This is a genomic window from Sphingomonas colocasiae (assembly GCF_019880585.1).
Classification (GTDB): Bacteria; Pseudomonadota; Alphaproteobacteria; order Sphingomonadales; family Sphingomonadaceae; genus Sphingobium_A; species Sphingobium_A colocasiae.
On the sequence record NZ_JAINVV010000006.1, the window covers coordinates 56228 to 71244 of the forward strand.

Below are 15017 nucleotides of genomic sequence, written 5' to 3' on the forward strand. Positions count from 1 at the left end.
CCGACAATCACAACGAGCGAGATCCGCACTCCCTCACCGCTGAAATCGTTTCGGATGAAATTTTTCTCGCGCCGGCACATGCGGGATGGAACTGCGCCAGCCGGCGGCAGCGATGGTATCGCTTGATCACGGGCGGCGGCAAGCCGGATGGCGCCTCTGATGGGGCCGGCGTTGGGAGCTGGGCCTACGGGTGGCCCGGAGGCGCCGCGACGTAGTGAGATCGCCCAGGATCTAGATCAGGACGAGGCCAGGCAGCGCGAACCGCCGCCCGGCCGAACACGTCTATTTCGCCGCGATGGTCAATTTGACATCAACAGGCTTATCGGCGGCGACAATGACCCGGCGCATGACCGCGACTGACCTGCCAGGGTCCGCATATCCCTGGGCCGTTCAGGAGAATAAAGGTCGACAGATAATAGGTGCCGGCAGCCAGGCCGGAAAATTTGAACCGGCCGTCCCGGTCGCAATTAACTTTCAACTGGCTGGCCTGATAGTCCGGGTTGGACGGAAGCGTGGGAATTTCGGCATTGGGCTTGGAGCCGGCCTCGATCGTCCCATAGATCGCCTTCATCCGCGCATCCGCATAGGCCGATCTCGGGACGAGATTGACGGGCATGTCCGCGCAATTTGTCTCCGTACCGTCGATCCGGTCGATGGCGCTGCCGGTCAGAACACCCCTTCCCTTGACCGTCGCCCAGCTCACGTCCGCCGACTTGAACGGCGGCAAAGCCGGTTCTTGCGACAGCGCCGCGCCAGATGCGACGAACAGGGCGGGAGGAAGATATTTCAGCATGATTGGGCTTTCAAAATATTCAGCACGGCTTCTGCATCAGGATGCGACTGAGACGATGAAGCTGGACAGTCGGAGGCGGGTATATTGCTTTGGGACGGACAGGCCGGAGCTCTCCGCGCTAGCCGTCACCGGCTCTCCGGAAACGTTTTGCGTGCGCCCAATGCGTCGGCGACCTGCCAAACCCCACGAAGGCGGATGGCGGCTTCGATGACGGGTTTCCCGTCCTTGTCGCACTCGGGGTAGACATGGACCGCCGCGACCTTGCCGCCGAAAAGGAGATTCGCATGTTCCTGCGGTGTATGCCCGACGAAAATCCGACGGGCACCGAAAACGGCGAGTGCCTGCGACACCTCGCCATCGCCCAGTACGGGGCCGTATTTCGTGTTGCCGGGCGTCGAAAAATAGCCCCGGTACCAGAGCGGCCCCGCCTCCCCGGCCAGCAGCGCATCCTGTCCGGAGAGCCTCGGCCCGTCCTTTCGCCAGTCGAGCACGGCACGCAGGCGCAGATTGATGTCGGAAAGATTCATCCCACTCTTCGCGAGATCGGGCGAGACACCTCCATGGGCGAAGAGCATATCGTCGATCCTGAACAGCGACGGCTTCGAACGGAGCCAGACGCCGAGCAGCGTCGATGCATCGAACAGGTCTGCATAGTTCTGATGGCCGAGCGCGGCAGCGGTGCCGGCGTGACGCGGATGGAGGTAGCGCAGGTCGCCGCGCACGATCATGGCCTCGTGATTGCCGAGAACGATATGCAGCCCGCCCCCGGCCTTCCGGGCTTCATCCTCCAGCTTGTAAAGCAGCCACAATATCTGGAGCTGATGCGGACCCCGGTCGAAGATGTCGCCGGTGACGACCATATGTCCGCGCCCGAAGGACCAGCCGAGTTTGCGATCGATGATCTTCTGCGCCTGAAGCAGTTCGACCATGATCTCATATTCGCCATGGGTGTCAGCCATGACGAACATCTGCGCTGCTTCACCCAGCGTCAGGACGTCCGGCGACGGCACCGCCGGCGGACGCAGCTTCACGCGGAAGGCAGGCACGCGACCGACCGCGGCGATGTCGATGGCCCCACCTGCCCGCACCGGCACATCGCTCCCGCCACCCGCGACGCGCGCAACCCAGCCGCCACCCTTCGCCTCGACATAGGGACCGTCGGGCCCGAACGCATCAGGCCCAGCCTGCGAGATCGCCGCAGCGGGCATGCAGAGGAACGCGGCGATCAGGCCGAACCGACGATGTCGGATCACTCTGGATCCCCATTCGAGGCGACTGAACCGCATGATATCACGCATCGCTGTGGACACCTGGAACGACGCAATGACGATCAAATGGTGAGATGGGCGAGATAGGATTTGCCGCGATATTCGACGACATAGACGCCGACGACGCCCTTTTTGAGCGCATGACACGCCTTTCCGGCATCCGCCACGAGACAAATCTCAGTGCCGTCGGCAAAGTTGAACGGCCCGAGGTCCGAGACGTCGGGCGACTGATCGCTCAGCGTCCAGGGAAAGGCCGTATCGTCGCGATTGCGCAGGACCTTGCCGTTCACGGTGATGTCCAGCACGTTCGACGTGCTTTTGACACGGGCCACTTTGGTATGGACCGGCTTAGCCGTGCTCGGTCCGGCGATCGCGCCGGTATTCTGCGCCACGGCGGCGCTGGCGGCCAGACCGGTCAGAACAAGAGTAAACACCATCGCGCCGAGCGCATGGATCCTCGGTCTCGTCATGGTCAAAATCCCTTCAGGTCGCTGTTTGTGGTCCTCCATGGGGAAACGTGCGACCTCGCCAGCACCGCATTCCCGCGCGAACAAAAAAATGTGTGCTGGAGGAGCGATGAGCGATCGCTCGCCCCAAACCGCACGATCATCCACTATCTCGCCATCTCGCGGCGCTCGGCCAGCCTCTTGTTGATATATTGCTCAAGACCGTTCCCCGGATTCCAGCTCGGGGCGCGCTTGTCGTTCGCGATCGCGAGTATAAGCGCCTTGTGGATTCCGGCGAAGCGCTCGACGGCCCGCCAGTCGATGGGCTGGGACATATCGTCGCCGACCTTGTGATAACGCTCGGCCCGATAGGTCTCCCATGCCGCCTGACCGCCATTTCCCGGCCCGGGCTCGACATAGACCGACGGGATGCCGCGATTTATGAAAGCCAGTTGGTCCGATCGCCAGAGCGGATCGCCCGTCTGGTTCTGGCCAGAGATCGCTGCACCGAACCGCGAGGCTGCTTGAGCAACGATCGGCCCCAGTGACGACTGGTCGGCGCCATAGGGGGTGATATCGCTGAACTCATAGGTAAGGACCGGCATGTCGATATTGACATTGGCAGCGGGAATTACGCCTTGCTTGAGCAGAGCATCGACAAGATATGTCGATCCCAGCATCATCGTTTCCTCACTGGTGACCGCCGCGAATATGATAGGCCGGCTGGGCTGCCGCCGCTCCCCCGCGATCGAGCGCGCGACGTCGAGCATGATCGAGACGCCCACCGCATTATCGAGTGCGCCGTTGAAGATCCGGTCCTTGCCACCTTCCTCCGGCGACTTACCGAGATGATCGAGATGCGCGGTCACTACCACCGGGCGGTTGCGAAGCGAAGGATCGGAGCCGGGGATCATCGCCACGATGTTGGGACTGGCGAATCGACGTTCTTCGAGATTCGCCTGGATCGTGGCGCGCTGTCCGAGCTCGACAGGTTTGAGCCTTTGCCCCGAAGCTAACGTCCGACGCAGCTTATCGATGGAGACCGGGCTGCCGTTCAGCAGCGCCTCCGCCTCGGGAAGATCGAGAGTGACCACGGGGATCGCCGCGCTCCGGGCAACGCCATCGATCCGCACGCCCGGAATGGCGGGATCCGGCGGATTTTTGCGCGATCCTGCCGGGCGTTGCGTGAGGCGGAGATAGATGATCCCGCGGCCACCCATCGAACGGATATTGGCTTCACGCACATAGCCAAGCGCTTCGGGCACGCCAGGAGGGATCGCCTGAATGACGACAGCGACCCTGCCTTGGAGATCCACGCCCTTGAAATCGTCAATCGCTAGGGTCTCGTCACGAAGACCATGGCCGACAAAGACCAGCTCGCCGTCAACAACGCTGTCCGCCTCCAGATGAATGGTCGATCCCTGGCTTATCAGGCGCAACCCGCCAAGCTCGACGAACGGCGTGCGCGCCTGATCGGCGACACGCTTCACCAGGGGAACGGACTGAATCACGCTCCCGTTCCAGCCCTTCAGTCCGGCGGAACGGAAGCGATCACCAACATATGCGGCCGCCAGATCGTAACCAGCGGTGCCGAGAGCACGACCCTCAAGACCGTCGCCCGAAAGATAGGCGGTGTCCGCCTGCATTGCGGTGACGCTCAACGACGATCGTGGGGTCGCGGACATGGTCGCGCAGCCGGAGAGCGAGACAATGGCAAAGAGAGATGCGAGAATCAATTTACCATGCATCGCGTGGTTCCATTTCCAATTTGATCGGGATTCGGATCACCCGGCTGGCAACGCCTCCGAGGGGTCGCACGGCCGCTTCCCGCCCCTTCAAAGCCGAACGGCTACGCGATGCATGCTCGGAGCGAGGCTGAAGGGACGCCGGTCAGGATTGCCAGATCAGCCGCGCAGGGTGGGTCGCGCGATCGCCGATCCGCCCTCGCGCCTCACCTTCCAATCGCAGCGCAAAGGGCGCCCGAAAAACGGCGCAGCTGACGCTGAGCCCGTCCCTCGTCCTCGAAGCGCCGATCCAGGTCAGAGGGAGCCGTCAGGCATTGAGAAACCAAGGTCGCGGAAATATTTGCGGGCGCTTTCAAGGCCAGGCTTGTCCTGGGCCAAAGTCGCCTCGACTTTTCCGATATTCACATCCACGATGCCCGCAACTTCTCTTTCTTCTTTATCGGCCGACTTTCGATATCCGTCCGCCAGCCATTTCGCGGCGATCACGCTCCCGAATTGCACTTCGGGATAGCGCTTGGCGCTCTGCTCAGCCAAGCCATCGAAAAGCGCTGCGGCGCGATGCCAATTGCTGGTGCGCAGGCTGTAGACCGCATCACTATGACGCGCATTCGTCCGGGCGGCGCTCAGGCCCACAGCCCTGGCGCAAGCATCCGTGGCGCTCGGAACCACTATTCCCGACACAGCCGCCGCCCAGCACAGTTGGTTCAGTGCTTCCCAGCGATCCGGAGCGAAACTCACTGCAACTTGCGCGTCCGTGACAGCCTCCCCATATCGCTTTGACCGCAGCAATGCCTTTGATCGCAGCGAGAGGAGAACCGCCTTTGCCCTCGGGGTGGGCGCCGCGTCGGCAGCCTTCCTGCACGCGTCTATGACGAGTTGTTCATTTTGCTGCTTTATATCCTGACAACCTAGAAAGGCTCCGGCCAGATCCTTGCTGCCCGACGGCATTACGAACATGCCCTCAGGCGCTTCGTTTGCTGCGGCGGGCGCGGGCGCAGCTCCGTTCACCGAAATGAGCAATATAGTCGGCACAAATCGGCGCAAATATTTCACTTCACATCTCCATTACAAATTGCATTGAGCCCGACCGCTGATAGCATTTCAAGATAGTAAGTTACATTACGCCTTTATATCGACGATTCACCTTACCTGAGACGCACAACAATCCAATTTCGCCTATCCGAAACTCAATTGCTACTCAGCATGTCAGTTATTTTCATCGAAAATTTGGCATTTTGATAAATCAAAATATTCTTACAGAACCTTGTCAATCACCGGTATCACGCGCGCCATATATGAGCTCGACCCATTGCGCCCCACAATGAATGATGGCGAAAGCGCCTTCTGTCGAAGTCCCGTCTGTTCGACATAGTGCCTCGCTTCTGCTGTTGGATGACATTGCCCGATTCGCAGATGAACAACTTCAGCCTTGCAAGAGCCAAGTTCACTCCTGAACCTATAAATGACCCGTCTCTACGAATTTTGCTCGGGCCGATCCACACGGATCGCCCCGACGCAACAGACGCTAACAGCCTACCATTTGGCGCGGAGAGACGCGGTTACCGATCGGGGCGCACCATACCAGTGCCCACTGCTGGGCGAGTTGGAGACAGTCTGATAATAGGTCTTGTCGAGGATATTCTCGAGATTTAGCGCCAGTGACCATTTATCGGAGAAGCGATAGTCGATACGCGCCGAGACCACCGCATAGGCTGGAACCGTGAATTCATACGGCGCATAGTCAGGCGGCCCCCAGGACGCGCATTCCCGCTGACCATTGATCGGATTCGACTCACCAACGAAGTTCTGACAAAAATATCCGGTATTATATCCCGCAGATTGTCCATTCACACCAGCGGACAGCGTCAATCCGGAGAGCCTGCCGCGGTGGCCAGCGGCTCCGAAATCATAGCTCATCCAGAGCTTGTAGACCTGCTTTGGCGATATCGAGATAAATGAGGTTCCGGCTATACCGTATTCCTCATACATCTTCCCTTCATAAGTTGCTTCATTATACGTATAACTTGCAGAAAGCTGCAAACCGCGCCGCAGTTCGCCGCTTACCTCGATATCAAAGCCCGTACTCTGGTACACATTATCGGGATCACCGATATAGCAGCAACGAACCCCCTCGCTCACCTCGTACTCTGGAATGGTGATATCGCGGATAGCACCTCCTTTCTGCCGCATCCGGTAGGCAGCGAGAGTCAGATTAAGCTTGCCATCTCGCGCCGCCCACTTGACTCCCGCTTCCCAATTCCCCCCCGTTACCGGGGCGAGCGCGGTTTGCTGAGCGGTTCGAAACTCAGACTGGCTCGTATAGATATCGGTATAACCGACATAGGCCGTCAACGCTTTCGTGACATCAAAAGACAGATTGGCGGCCGGCGGCCAACTGAAGTCGGTGCTGCCATAATGCCTATTGAACGGCACACTCCTGACATCGCCTATGGCCTTCCCGACACAACCGCTGGATGGCAAGAATACACAAAGCGCCTGCTGGACCTGATTCGTTTGTTCGCGACTCCAGCGCACGCCAGTGGTCAGGTGCAGCCTGTCGAACGCCGTCAATCTGAGATTGAGATAGGCGGTCGACCGGACCTGACCATTTTCGAGAAAAAGAGCGCTCGAAAGGGGCTTACGCGGCTCGGTGTAGATGGGGTCGTTGGGGTTGAAGTTCAGAACATTGACCGGCGGATAGGTGCGATTGATGCTTCCAGCAGGACAGAGAGTCACCCCGTTGCCGCAATAGATCGGCCCGTTCGGATATGGTTGATAGAGATTGTCATGCCGTCCGATAATAAGGGGCTGGTAACCGCGCCCAGGGGCATCGCTGGTGACACGGTTGACACCCATCGCCACCTCCTGACGCTGCCCGAAAAGCGTGAACGCTCCGGTAAACGTCGCCTCGGCAGACAACTGCTTCCCGGCATAATCATAATAGCTGCCAATCATGTCTGCCCCGAGTCCATTGACCGGGTTGATCGCCCCCGCGCTTCCGGCCGTCTTCCTGAAACTGGTCTGCCTGTTCTGCGTCACGTTGAGCTTCAGCAGCCATTCCGAGCCGATCTTCTGCTCAAGCGTGCCGAACAGTTCGCGCGTCTCGAAATCCCAGCGATTCCATGGAAATACAAGAGACGTCGAACGCGGCAGCTTCAGATCACCGCCGGCCTGATAGCGCGGCAACCCGCCGATCCAAGGCACCGTATCCTGCTTGATATAGTTGAGCCCGGCCGTGACCAGCGTGGTCGGCGTGACATCAAGCTCGGCAACGCCGTAGATCAGGATCTTGTTGAGCTTGGCCCGGTCATAGAAATAGCGCTGGTCTTGGTAGGTGGTCACCAAGCGACCGCGCAGCTTGCCATCGAACGCAAGCGGCGTCGTCGCGTCGATAACAAGGCGATAGTTACTCCAGCTCCCGACCTGGGCGTCGATCGACAATTGACTATGATCGAGCGGCTTCTTGCGAACGAGATTCACAGTTCCCGAGGGGTTGCCGTAGGCACTGAACTGCCCCGCTGCGCCGCGCAATATTTCGACGTGATCGTAAATCGACATGTCGATCTGGGGAAAATAGCCCGCCCCTCCGCCGAACGAGGTCGACAGGGGCGCACCGCCGTCGACCTGGATGCTTTCGATCTTGAATCCGCGTGAGAGGAAAGTGGTTTCCATGCTCGAAGACCCTTGCACGAGCGTGATGCCCGGCATTTGCCGCATCGCCGTCGTGAAATCGGTGACATTCTGCTGCTCTAGCCGCTCGCTCGTGAGCACGCTGATTGTCTGCGGCACGTCCTTCATCGATTGCGCGACCTTGCTGCCGATGGTCAGCGCCCCCGAAGTGAAGCTGCCGGTGCCCTCGGTCGCTGTGATATCGCGCGAGCCGTTGATCCCGTTGACGCCGACATCCCGGCCGGCTCCGCCAAAATAGGGAGAGCCCTGACTCCCCTCCACGCGGACCGGCCCGAGCACTCGCTCGCCGTCCTGGGCGGCGATTTCGCCCGCAGTGCCGCCCCTGGTGATCGTCGCGCTGTTGCCCGACATGCGCGCCGAAAGCCCGGTGCCAGCCAGCAGGCGCGCGAGCGCCGCCTGGGCGGTCATTTCACCGGACACGCCCGGCGAGTGCTTCCCGGCGACGAGGTCGCTGGAATAGACGAGCTGGATGCCGGTGCTCGACGAGAATGCCTGGAGTGCGGCACGGAGATCGCCGGCGGGAATGGAGAAGGATTGGGCCGCCGCCTGGGCATGGGCCGCTTGCGGCAATGCGATGGCGGCAGGCGCAGCGAGCGCGATGGCGAGCGCGGTCCGCGAGGACCGGGCGAGATGACGCAGTTTCATGAAAACCCCCCTGAATTCGGCTCGATGATTTCGAGCGTTATCCCCTCAACGAACTGAATCAGCGGCACCGCACGGGCCCTGCGATTTTGAAGCACGCTCCGCTTTCGCAGGGAAATAGTCGCGCAAATGTCTTCGCGATCCGAATGGATCGCCGCGACCCCGCGCCCGTTTCTCACCCTGCTCTTCGTTTTCCTAACAGCCGCCGTGACAACAAGCCGCTTTCAGATCAGCTTGCGAAGCATGACCCTCACAGTCCGCCCGAGTGCGTCGAGATCATCGGGAAGAAAGCCGCGCGGGGTGACTCCAGCGATATCTGTCACCCTGATCCTGCTGTCGAAAAGATTGTTCGCTTCGACGCTCATACGCAGCCCCTTTGCCCAGCCGCTCTCCACGCCGACGCCAAGTATGCCCAGCTCCCCGAAAAGGCGGAAACCGACCTGCGTCCTTGCTGCGTAACGCAGATCGCCGAGCGCGTCGGCAAGAGCGCTGCGCCGCCATGCCGGCGCCTGCCAGTTCGCGTTGAGCGACACCCCGGCACCAGCCTTGCCGAGCGTTGCCGTTGCCTCGATCCGGTGGCGGGGCAATACCGAACCGCCATAGCCGGCAAGGCGATCGAGAGGTGCCAGACCGGCATGCCAGCGCACGCGATCGGCGAGTTGCCAGACATGCCCGAGCGACAGTTCGAGACGGCCGCGACCGGCAACCGTTTCGAGCGCGCCGGCGGGTCCAATCCGCAAGCCACCCGCGCCGGCTCCGCCGGAAGTGGCTCGTTCGCCGACCGCCGTCTTCCCGCTCGCACCGAGCGCCGTCGACCAGTTAATCGCCGTTCGCAGGTTTTGAGTCACGCTCTCCTCGATCGAAATCGGCCGCGCATCGACCCGGACCAAGCGGCCATCATCGTCCCGCAGGAAGCGATCGGGAAACGCCGCCTCCACGTCGGCTGAAAATGACGGCAAACCGCCAGCCATTCCATTTTCCTGCTCGCGGCGATAATCCATCGTCAAGGTGAGACCAGGCACGGTAGCCAGCCGGAATTGCGCGCCGGCCGCCAGTTCCCCACGGCTGATGGTAGCGAGATCGGGATTGCCGCCGGTCACCTGCTCAACCTCGACCACTTCACCGCGAACCGGATCATAGAGGCGTACCGCCGGTGTGATGACCAGGGGCGCGGTCAATTGTTCGAGCGTTGGCGCGGAGCGCTCGACCGAGTAGCGCAGGTTAAGCCGGATCGCCTGCATAGGTGACCATGCGGCTTCAACGCCGAACCGGGTGCGCGGCGGCCCGCCATTGCCGACAAAGCCACCCGCGGTCAGATTGAGGCTGAGATCGCCGAGCGGCGCAAGGAAGCCCCCCCTGCTTGCCAGGGGCAGGCTGAAGGCGAGCACCGCGTCGGCGCTGTCCCTGCCGGTTTGAAAATCGGGATCGTCGCCGTAGCGGGTGGTTCCGCGCGCATGCGCCGCGCCCAGGGACAAGGTCGCGCTGACAGGCCCAGCGGGAAGCTCGGCCAGGGGGGCGGACGCATTGGCCTGGAGCACGAAGGACGTGGTCTCGCCCTTGCTGACATCGGCGAGGACCGGCGCATCGGGCAAGCCGGCCGGCGCTCCGTAGGGATTGGCGCCGGCGGCGACGGCAGCCTGGACGCCGCTCCAGTCACGCCCGCGCTCGATCTGGCTTTCGCTTCCGCTCCAAGCGAAACCGGCACTGAGGCTCAGTTGCGCCTTGCCGGCGCGCCCGGCAAGGCCGAAGCCGAGATTGGCGCCGAATGTCTCGTTCCGGCCGGTCAGTGGCGCTCCTGCCGCTCGCCGGATGAGCGTATCGCCAGCGAAGGGCGACCAGGCGCTTCCGGGCGGCAACATCCACTGGGCTTGGGCAAAGCCGAGCAGGCTGCGCGAGCGGGCGAACTGGCCACCGACATTGAGCGATCCCGTGAACCCGCCTATCGGCCGCGAGAAACCGATCTTCAGCCCCATGTCCTCGCTGGCCGGCGTGAGCGTGCGCGCATCGCCAGCCGCGGCAGGATGAGGTCGATTGACCAAGGGCAGGAAATCGGCAAGCGTCGGCGGAGTCGCCCGTGCAGTCGCCGGCACTCCCGCGGTCGTGACCGGCACGCCGGCCAGGGCCGTCAGCGCCGGGTCGATTTCACCGCCGGGTACGAGGCCCACAACATCACCCTCTCCCGAATATTGTCCGGCGACCGTGGAGACGCGGCGCTCGGCTTCGGTCAATGCGCTGATCCGGCCATAGCCCAATTCGATGCTGGTCGATGCGTGCCCGTCGAGCTTGACCCGATGAGCGGTCGCGCCGATGCCGGTGGTACCGCCGCGCGTCGCCACGCGCACCGATCCCTCGCCGGTGATCGAGGCGAATTCGCGCTTCAGGATCACATTGACCACGAGCTTCCCGGCGGGATAGCCGAGCCGGGTTGCGGCCTCGGGCGGCAGGACTTCGATCCTGGAGACCGCCTCGGGCGGATAGCCGCTGACGCTGCTGCCAGGCGCCGCCCGCCGGCCGTTGACCAGCATGGCCGATGACGCATCCTCTCCTATACGCGGGCGAAGCGAGCGCAGCAGTTCGCCAATGGTCGAGGCACCGTAGCTGGCGATTTCATCCGATGTGACCTCAAGTTCGGCCGGCAGCCCCGTGCTGCCCCACGGCGCCCTCACGACTATCTCGCCGGGATCCTCGCCAGGAACCTCTCGGCCTGCGGTAACGGGAACCGAATCGGGGTCAGCCCTGGGCGGCTGCGGATCCTGTGCGAGGGCGGGTTTTACCGCGAGCATCAGGCCGGCGATACCGAGGCCCCCTACCTTCAACCGCCCAAATTCAGTCCGCCGGCCCCGCCCCGTACGCACCATGCTACACTCTCCCGACACATGCCCTCGAAAGCGGGCACATGTTCAGGACGAGTGAGATGGCGATGCCCGCACGGGTGCCTTTGGATCCCTAGCTCAACGCCCGTCGGCACAAAGGGGCAGGAGTTGATCGTGTAATGTGCTTGCTCATCTGGAGCGCGATCTGGTTCTCTCTTGGGCCACCAGTAGAGCCCGACCTTCGAGCAGTCCGAGAGCACCGAGGACAGCGAGCGGACTACATCGGAACTGGCCGCATCTCGGGAAAATACCGATACAAATCTCAGAGCATTGAGCATTCAACCCGATAAATATGTGCCCCACCGAGAGTGAGGGAGCAGACGTAACCACGCGTTCTACCTGAACGCTCGTACAGCAGCGCCCGGGGCGAGGACAAACCGGAGCGAGAGCTGACTACCCGGAAAAACCAATTTTCAAGTCGATTTTTTCGCGAAGCACCACCAGATGCGCCTCGAGTTTCTTATTGATTACAGAAAGTTGTTGGGTCAGCCCTAATAACACTTCAAAAAACTGCTCCCGGAATTCTTCTTTCGCGAACAACTCCCCATCTACATCATCCAGCGCTTCGACAATCTTCAACCTCTTATCGATCGCCCGCTCGATCTCGACGAAGAAGGGAATTTTCCGCAGAGCGGGATTTGTCTCAAGCATGTCCTTGATCGACCGGCAATTGGCATTCATCCTATCGAGAAAATCGTTAAATCTCGCGATCAACGCACCGTCTCCGCCCGTCACATCAACGACGCTGACCGTCCCGTCGGCCCTGATCCGCACAAGGGCACCATCAGCGGGCCAAGGCTTTGGCCGCTGCAGCTGGCACTGATGGGTTTCCTGTTGTTGCTGCTGTTGCTCCTGCTGTTGTTCCTGCATTGCCATCAACAGGTCGGCTGCCTCGAGTTCGCGACTCAGTTCCCTAATACGGCCCATCCGGAGCTTGGCATTTACGGCACGTTCGAGGCTTTCCATTACATTGGCCGGAAACTCCACGACAGCCTTGAGCAGCCCAGCCATCCCATCAGTCCAATTGCTCATGCCATCTTCCTCCCTTGCCACGCCTTTAATGTAGGCAGAACACTGATCCGACGCCATTGCAATGCCGGGTCGAACACCCCGCCAATCCAAGGCGAGACAGGACATTCGAAATCCGTGGAAAGAACGAGGTCAGCAACTTTCATCCGGATCGGATGAATCAGGGATGTGGACTGGGGTGTGCCGCTCGTTTTCTCCGTAAGATTTGTTATCGTACGCATACTGGCCGGGGAACTGGTCGTGTACAGGCATTTTAGCGGCCGGCGATGCACTTCGATATCAGCCGCGCCAATGGAACCCTCGCCAGACGAGCTGGCATGACCGGCGATCGGTGGATTGATCATGGCCAAAAACATCATCATCTGCTGCGATGGCACAGGCAACGGGATCGAAGTCGCGATCTCGAACGTCCTAAAGCTGTACCGCGTTCTCGGGAAAAGTGATCGGCAGAGGGTGCATTACAGCCAGGGAAGCAGCGCGCTCGAAGCGGCCTGGCAAATACAATCTCGACTCTGGAGATCGTGTGGACTCCGTGTTCCATCTGCCCAACCGAACGATTGCGCTCAAGGTAAAGCCTCGTATCTCCAACTATGTCGATCTCAAACGGGGCGTGTTCCATTGCACCAAGTATCGAGCGGTCAGGACAGCGATGGACGTGCGGACCGAGGCTCCGGTCGAGGCCGCCCTTGTGACGGAGACGAAGCTCCCCGGAGGGATCTGACATCGCTGCGTCAACATGGCATCCAGCACTTTCAGGCGCTCCTCGAGCGCCGCGCATGAGCCTTCCGATTAGACAGCTTCAAGGTGAAAGGGCTCGGGTATGGGGCTGACGATTAACTCGACCACCAACTTCGCTTCAGGGAGGCGCGCCGCAACGGCGAGGATCGCGCGGCCCATTTCCAGGTGCAGCTTCAACCTGACCGACACCGCTGCCTTCGAGAAGACCATCGAGGCCTGTGTCGAGTGGATGGCGCCCAAGGCGGGAGGGAACCTGCCCGTCGAGGCTCTTCGCGGGGCGCCGTTCGATCTCGTCGGTCAGTATCAGGCTAACCCGTGCCGTGCCGTCAGGCTGGACGTCCCAGATGGCTCTGTGTGGGCAGCCTGGTTGAGCGAGTTCTCGGACGGGACGGCGGACGGCACCCCGCCACGCAACTGGATCACCGAGTTGTTCGTCGAGCGCCGCGCTGGTGAGATGGTCCGCTTCGGCGCTCAGCTCTCGTTCTTGGGTCGACCGGACGACCGGGACTTCATCCTGACGAGGCCGAGGCTGGTGCGGAACATCCTCGAAGTGCTGTCGGCCGAGGCAGATGGCCAGCCCATGCAGGAGGTGCCAGCACAAATTGGCGAGGCAGATGTCCATGAGTTCGAGGCGCTCGTCTATTCGCAGGGCCGCCGGCTTCCAATCATCGCACTCTCGCAGAACGCTGATGGCAACTACTTGGTGAACCCACTGCAGGTCGCCCGTCGGCTCTCGGGCGCGGCACATGTGGCGGAGCTCGACGTCAATGCATCCTGGGCGCTCACCAAGAGTGTCGGCAAGCAGATGTCGGTCTTCGGCGGGGCGGTGCGCATCTACATGCCGGGCTTGACCACCGACGATGAGGAACGCTTCCGGCATCCGCTGTTCCTCTACCCGCTTGGTATGCGCGCGGCGCAGTTCATCGACATGCTGGCGAGCCGCCTCCTACCGCTCACCCTCAGGGACGTCGCGCACGAGAGACCATTCCTTCGCTTCTCCGAGGTTAGAGCCGCTGCCGCGACCATGCCAACCCGGACGGGCGGCGGGCAGGTGGAGCGCATCTCGGACCTCGAACTCGCCAACTCCGCGCTCAGTCAGCGGGTCGAGGCGCTGGAGGCGGATCTCCAGTCGGCTGACGCGCTGAATGACGACGAAGTCAAGCTGCGCCTGGACGTCGAGGCGCGCGAAGAGGAGCTGAAGAACGAGATAGAAATCCTGAAGCGCCGGCTGACGGCCGCAATGAGCGCCCGGCCAGCTACGGTGCCGGAGGAGGAAGTGCCGGCGCGCGAGCTGGAATCCTATGAGGATCTTCCGGAGTGGGCCGAGGAGGTCCTGGCCGGCAGCGTGGTCATCATGCAGCCTGCGCTACGCGACTGCCGAAAGACCGGCAGCGACAACATGCTTCGTCGCCTGGAATCGGTGCTCCTCATCCTAAAGAACGAATACGTCCCGGCCCGGCGATCGAAGTCGCGCGAGGACCGCGCAGCCGCGGACGCAAGCCTCCAGCGGCTCGGCTTCGAGGACACGCCCTGCTTCGCGACCCGGGACGATGCGAGCAAGTGGAGCCAGTATTCGGTCGTCTACAAGGGCCGACGGACGGTGCTTTACGACCATTTCAAGAATGGCAACGGCACCGACAATTCCAGCCAGGCCCGCATCTACTACCACTGGGACGAGGAGGACGGTGCCCTGGTGATCGGCAAGATGCCTTCGCACCTTCCCAACAGCCACACGAACTAGGCTATTCGGTCGTGCATGGACTTCACCCCCCGCCGGTATCGGTATCCCCGCA

At 61.5% G+C, this 15017-nt stretch carries 10 protein-coding genes; 2 read left to right on the forward strand and 8 right to left on the reverse strand.

Annotated elements, in window-relative coordinates:
• Nucleotides 1–319: 319 nt before the first annotated feature.
• The 8 genes from K7G82_RS13620 to K7G82_RS13655 form a co-directional block, all read right to left on the reverse strand.
• A complete protein-coding gene (locus tag K7G82_RS13620; RefSeq protein ID WP_222990454.1) occupies nucleotides 320–793 on the reverse strand; it encodes a hypothetical protein in 474 nt (157 codons plus the stop codon).
• 125 nt (nucleotides 794–918) lie between these two features.
• A complete protein-coding gene (locus K7G82_RS13625) occupies nucleotides 919–2046 on the reverse strand; it encodes a metallophosphoesterase (RefSeq protein ID WP_222990455.1) in 1128 nt (375 codons plus the stop codon).
• A gap of 77 nt (nucleotides 2047–2123) precedes the next feature.
• Nucleotides 2124–2675: a hypothetical protein gene (locus K7G82_RS13630; RefSeq protein WP_222990456.1), complete on the reverse strand. Its 552-nt coding sequence runs from the start codon at nucleotides 2673–2675 to the stop codon at nucleotides 2124–2126.
• Entirely contained in the window at nucleotides 2675–4255 is a 1581-nt protein-coding gene (locus K7G82_RS13635) for a M20/M25/M40 family metallo-hydrolase (RefSeq protein WP_222990457.1), read from the reverse strand. The genes K7G82_RS13630 and K7G82_RS13635 overlap by 1 nt, the downstream gene beginning before the upstream one ends.
• Before the next feature lie 291 nt (nucleotides 4256–4546).
• Nucleotides 4547–5305: a hypothetical protein gene (locus tag K7G82_RS13640; RefSeq protein WP_222990458.1), complete on the reverse strand. Its 759-nt coding sequence runs from the start codon at nucleotides 5303–5305 to the stop codon at nucleotides 4547–4549.
• A 480-nt stretch (nucleotides 5306–5785) separates the two neighbouring features.
• A complete protein-coding gene (locus tag K7G82_RS13645) occupies nucleotides 5786–8587 on the reverse strand; it encodes a TonB-dependent siderophore receptor (protein WP_222990459.1) in 2802 nt (933 codons plus the stop codon).
• Nucleotides 8588–8808: 221 nt separating this feature from the next.
• Entirely contained in the window at nucleotides 8809–11250 is a 2442-nt protein-coding gene (locus K7G82_RS13650; RefSeq protein ID WP_222990460.1) for a porin family protein, read from the reverse strand.
• A 600-nt stretch (nucleotides 11251–11850) separates the two neighbouring features.
• Nucleotides 11851–12489 carry a hypothetical protein gene (locus K7G82_RS13655; RefSeq protein WP_222990461.1) on the reverse strand — a complete coding sequence of 213 codons (639 nt, stop codon included), beginning with the start codon at nucleotides 12487–12489 and terminating at the stop codon, nucleotides 11851–11853.
• A gap of 339 nt (nucleotides 12490–12828) precedes the next feature.
• Here K7G82_RS13655 and K7G82_RS30305 point away from each other — a divergent pair, with 339 nt between their 5' ends.
• Nucleotides 12829–13266 (forward strand): phospholipase effector Tle1 domain-containing protein, encoded by a 438-nt coding sequence (locus K7G82_RS30305; RefSeq protein ID WP_222990462.1) that lies wholly within the window; start codon nucleotides 12829–12831, stop codon nucleotides 13264–13266.
• Nucleotides 13267–13306: 40 nt separating this feature from the next.
• Nucleotides 13307–14965 carry a hypothetical protein gene (locus K7G82_RS13665; protein ID WP_222990463.1) on the forward strand — a complete coding sequence of 553 codons (1659 nt, stop codon included), beginning with the start codon at nucleotides 13307–13309 and terminating at the stop codon, nucleotides 14963–14965.
• Nucleotides 14966–15017 lie beyond the last annotated feature (52 nt).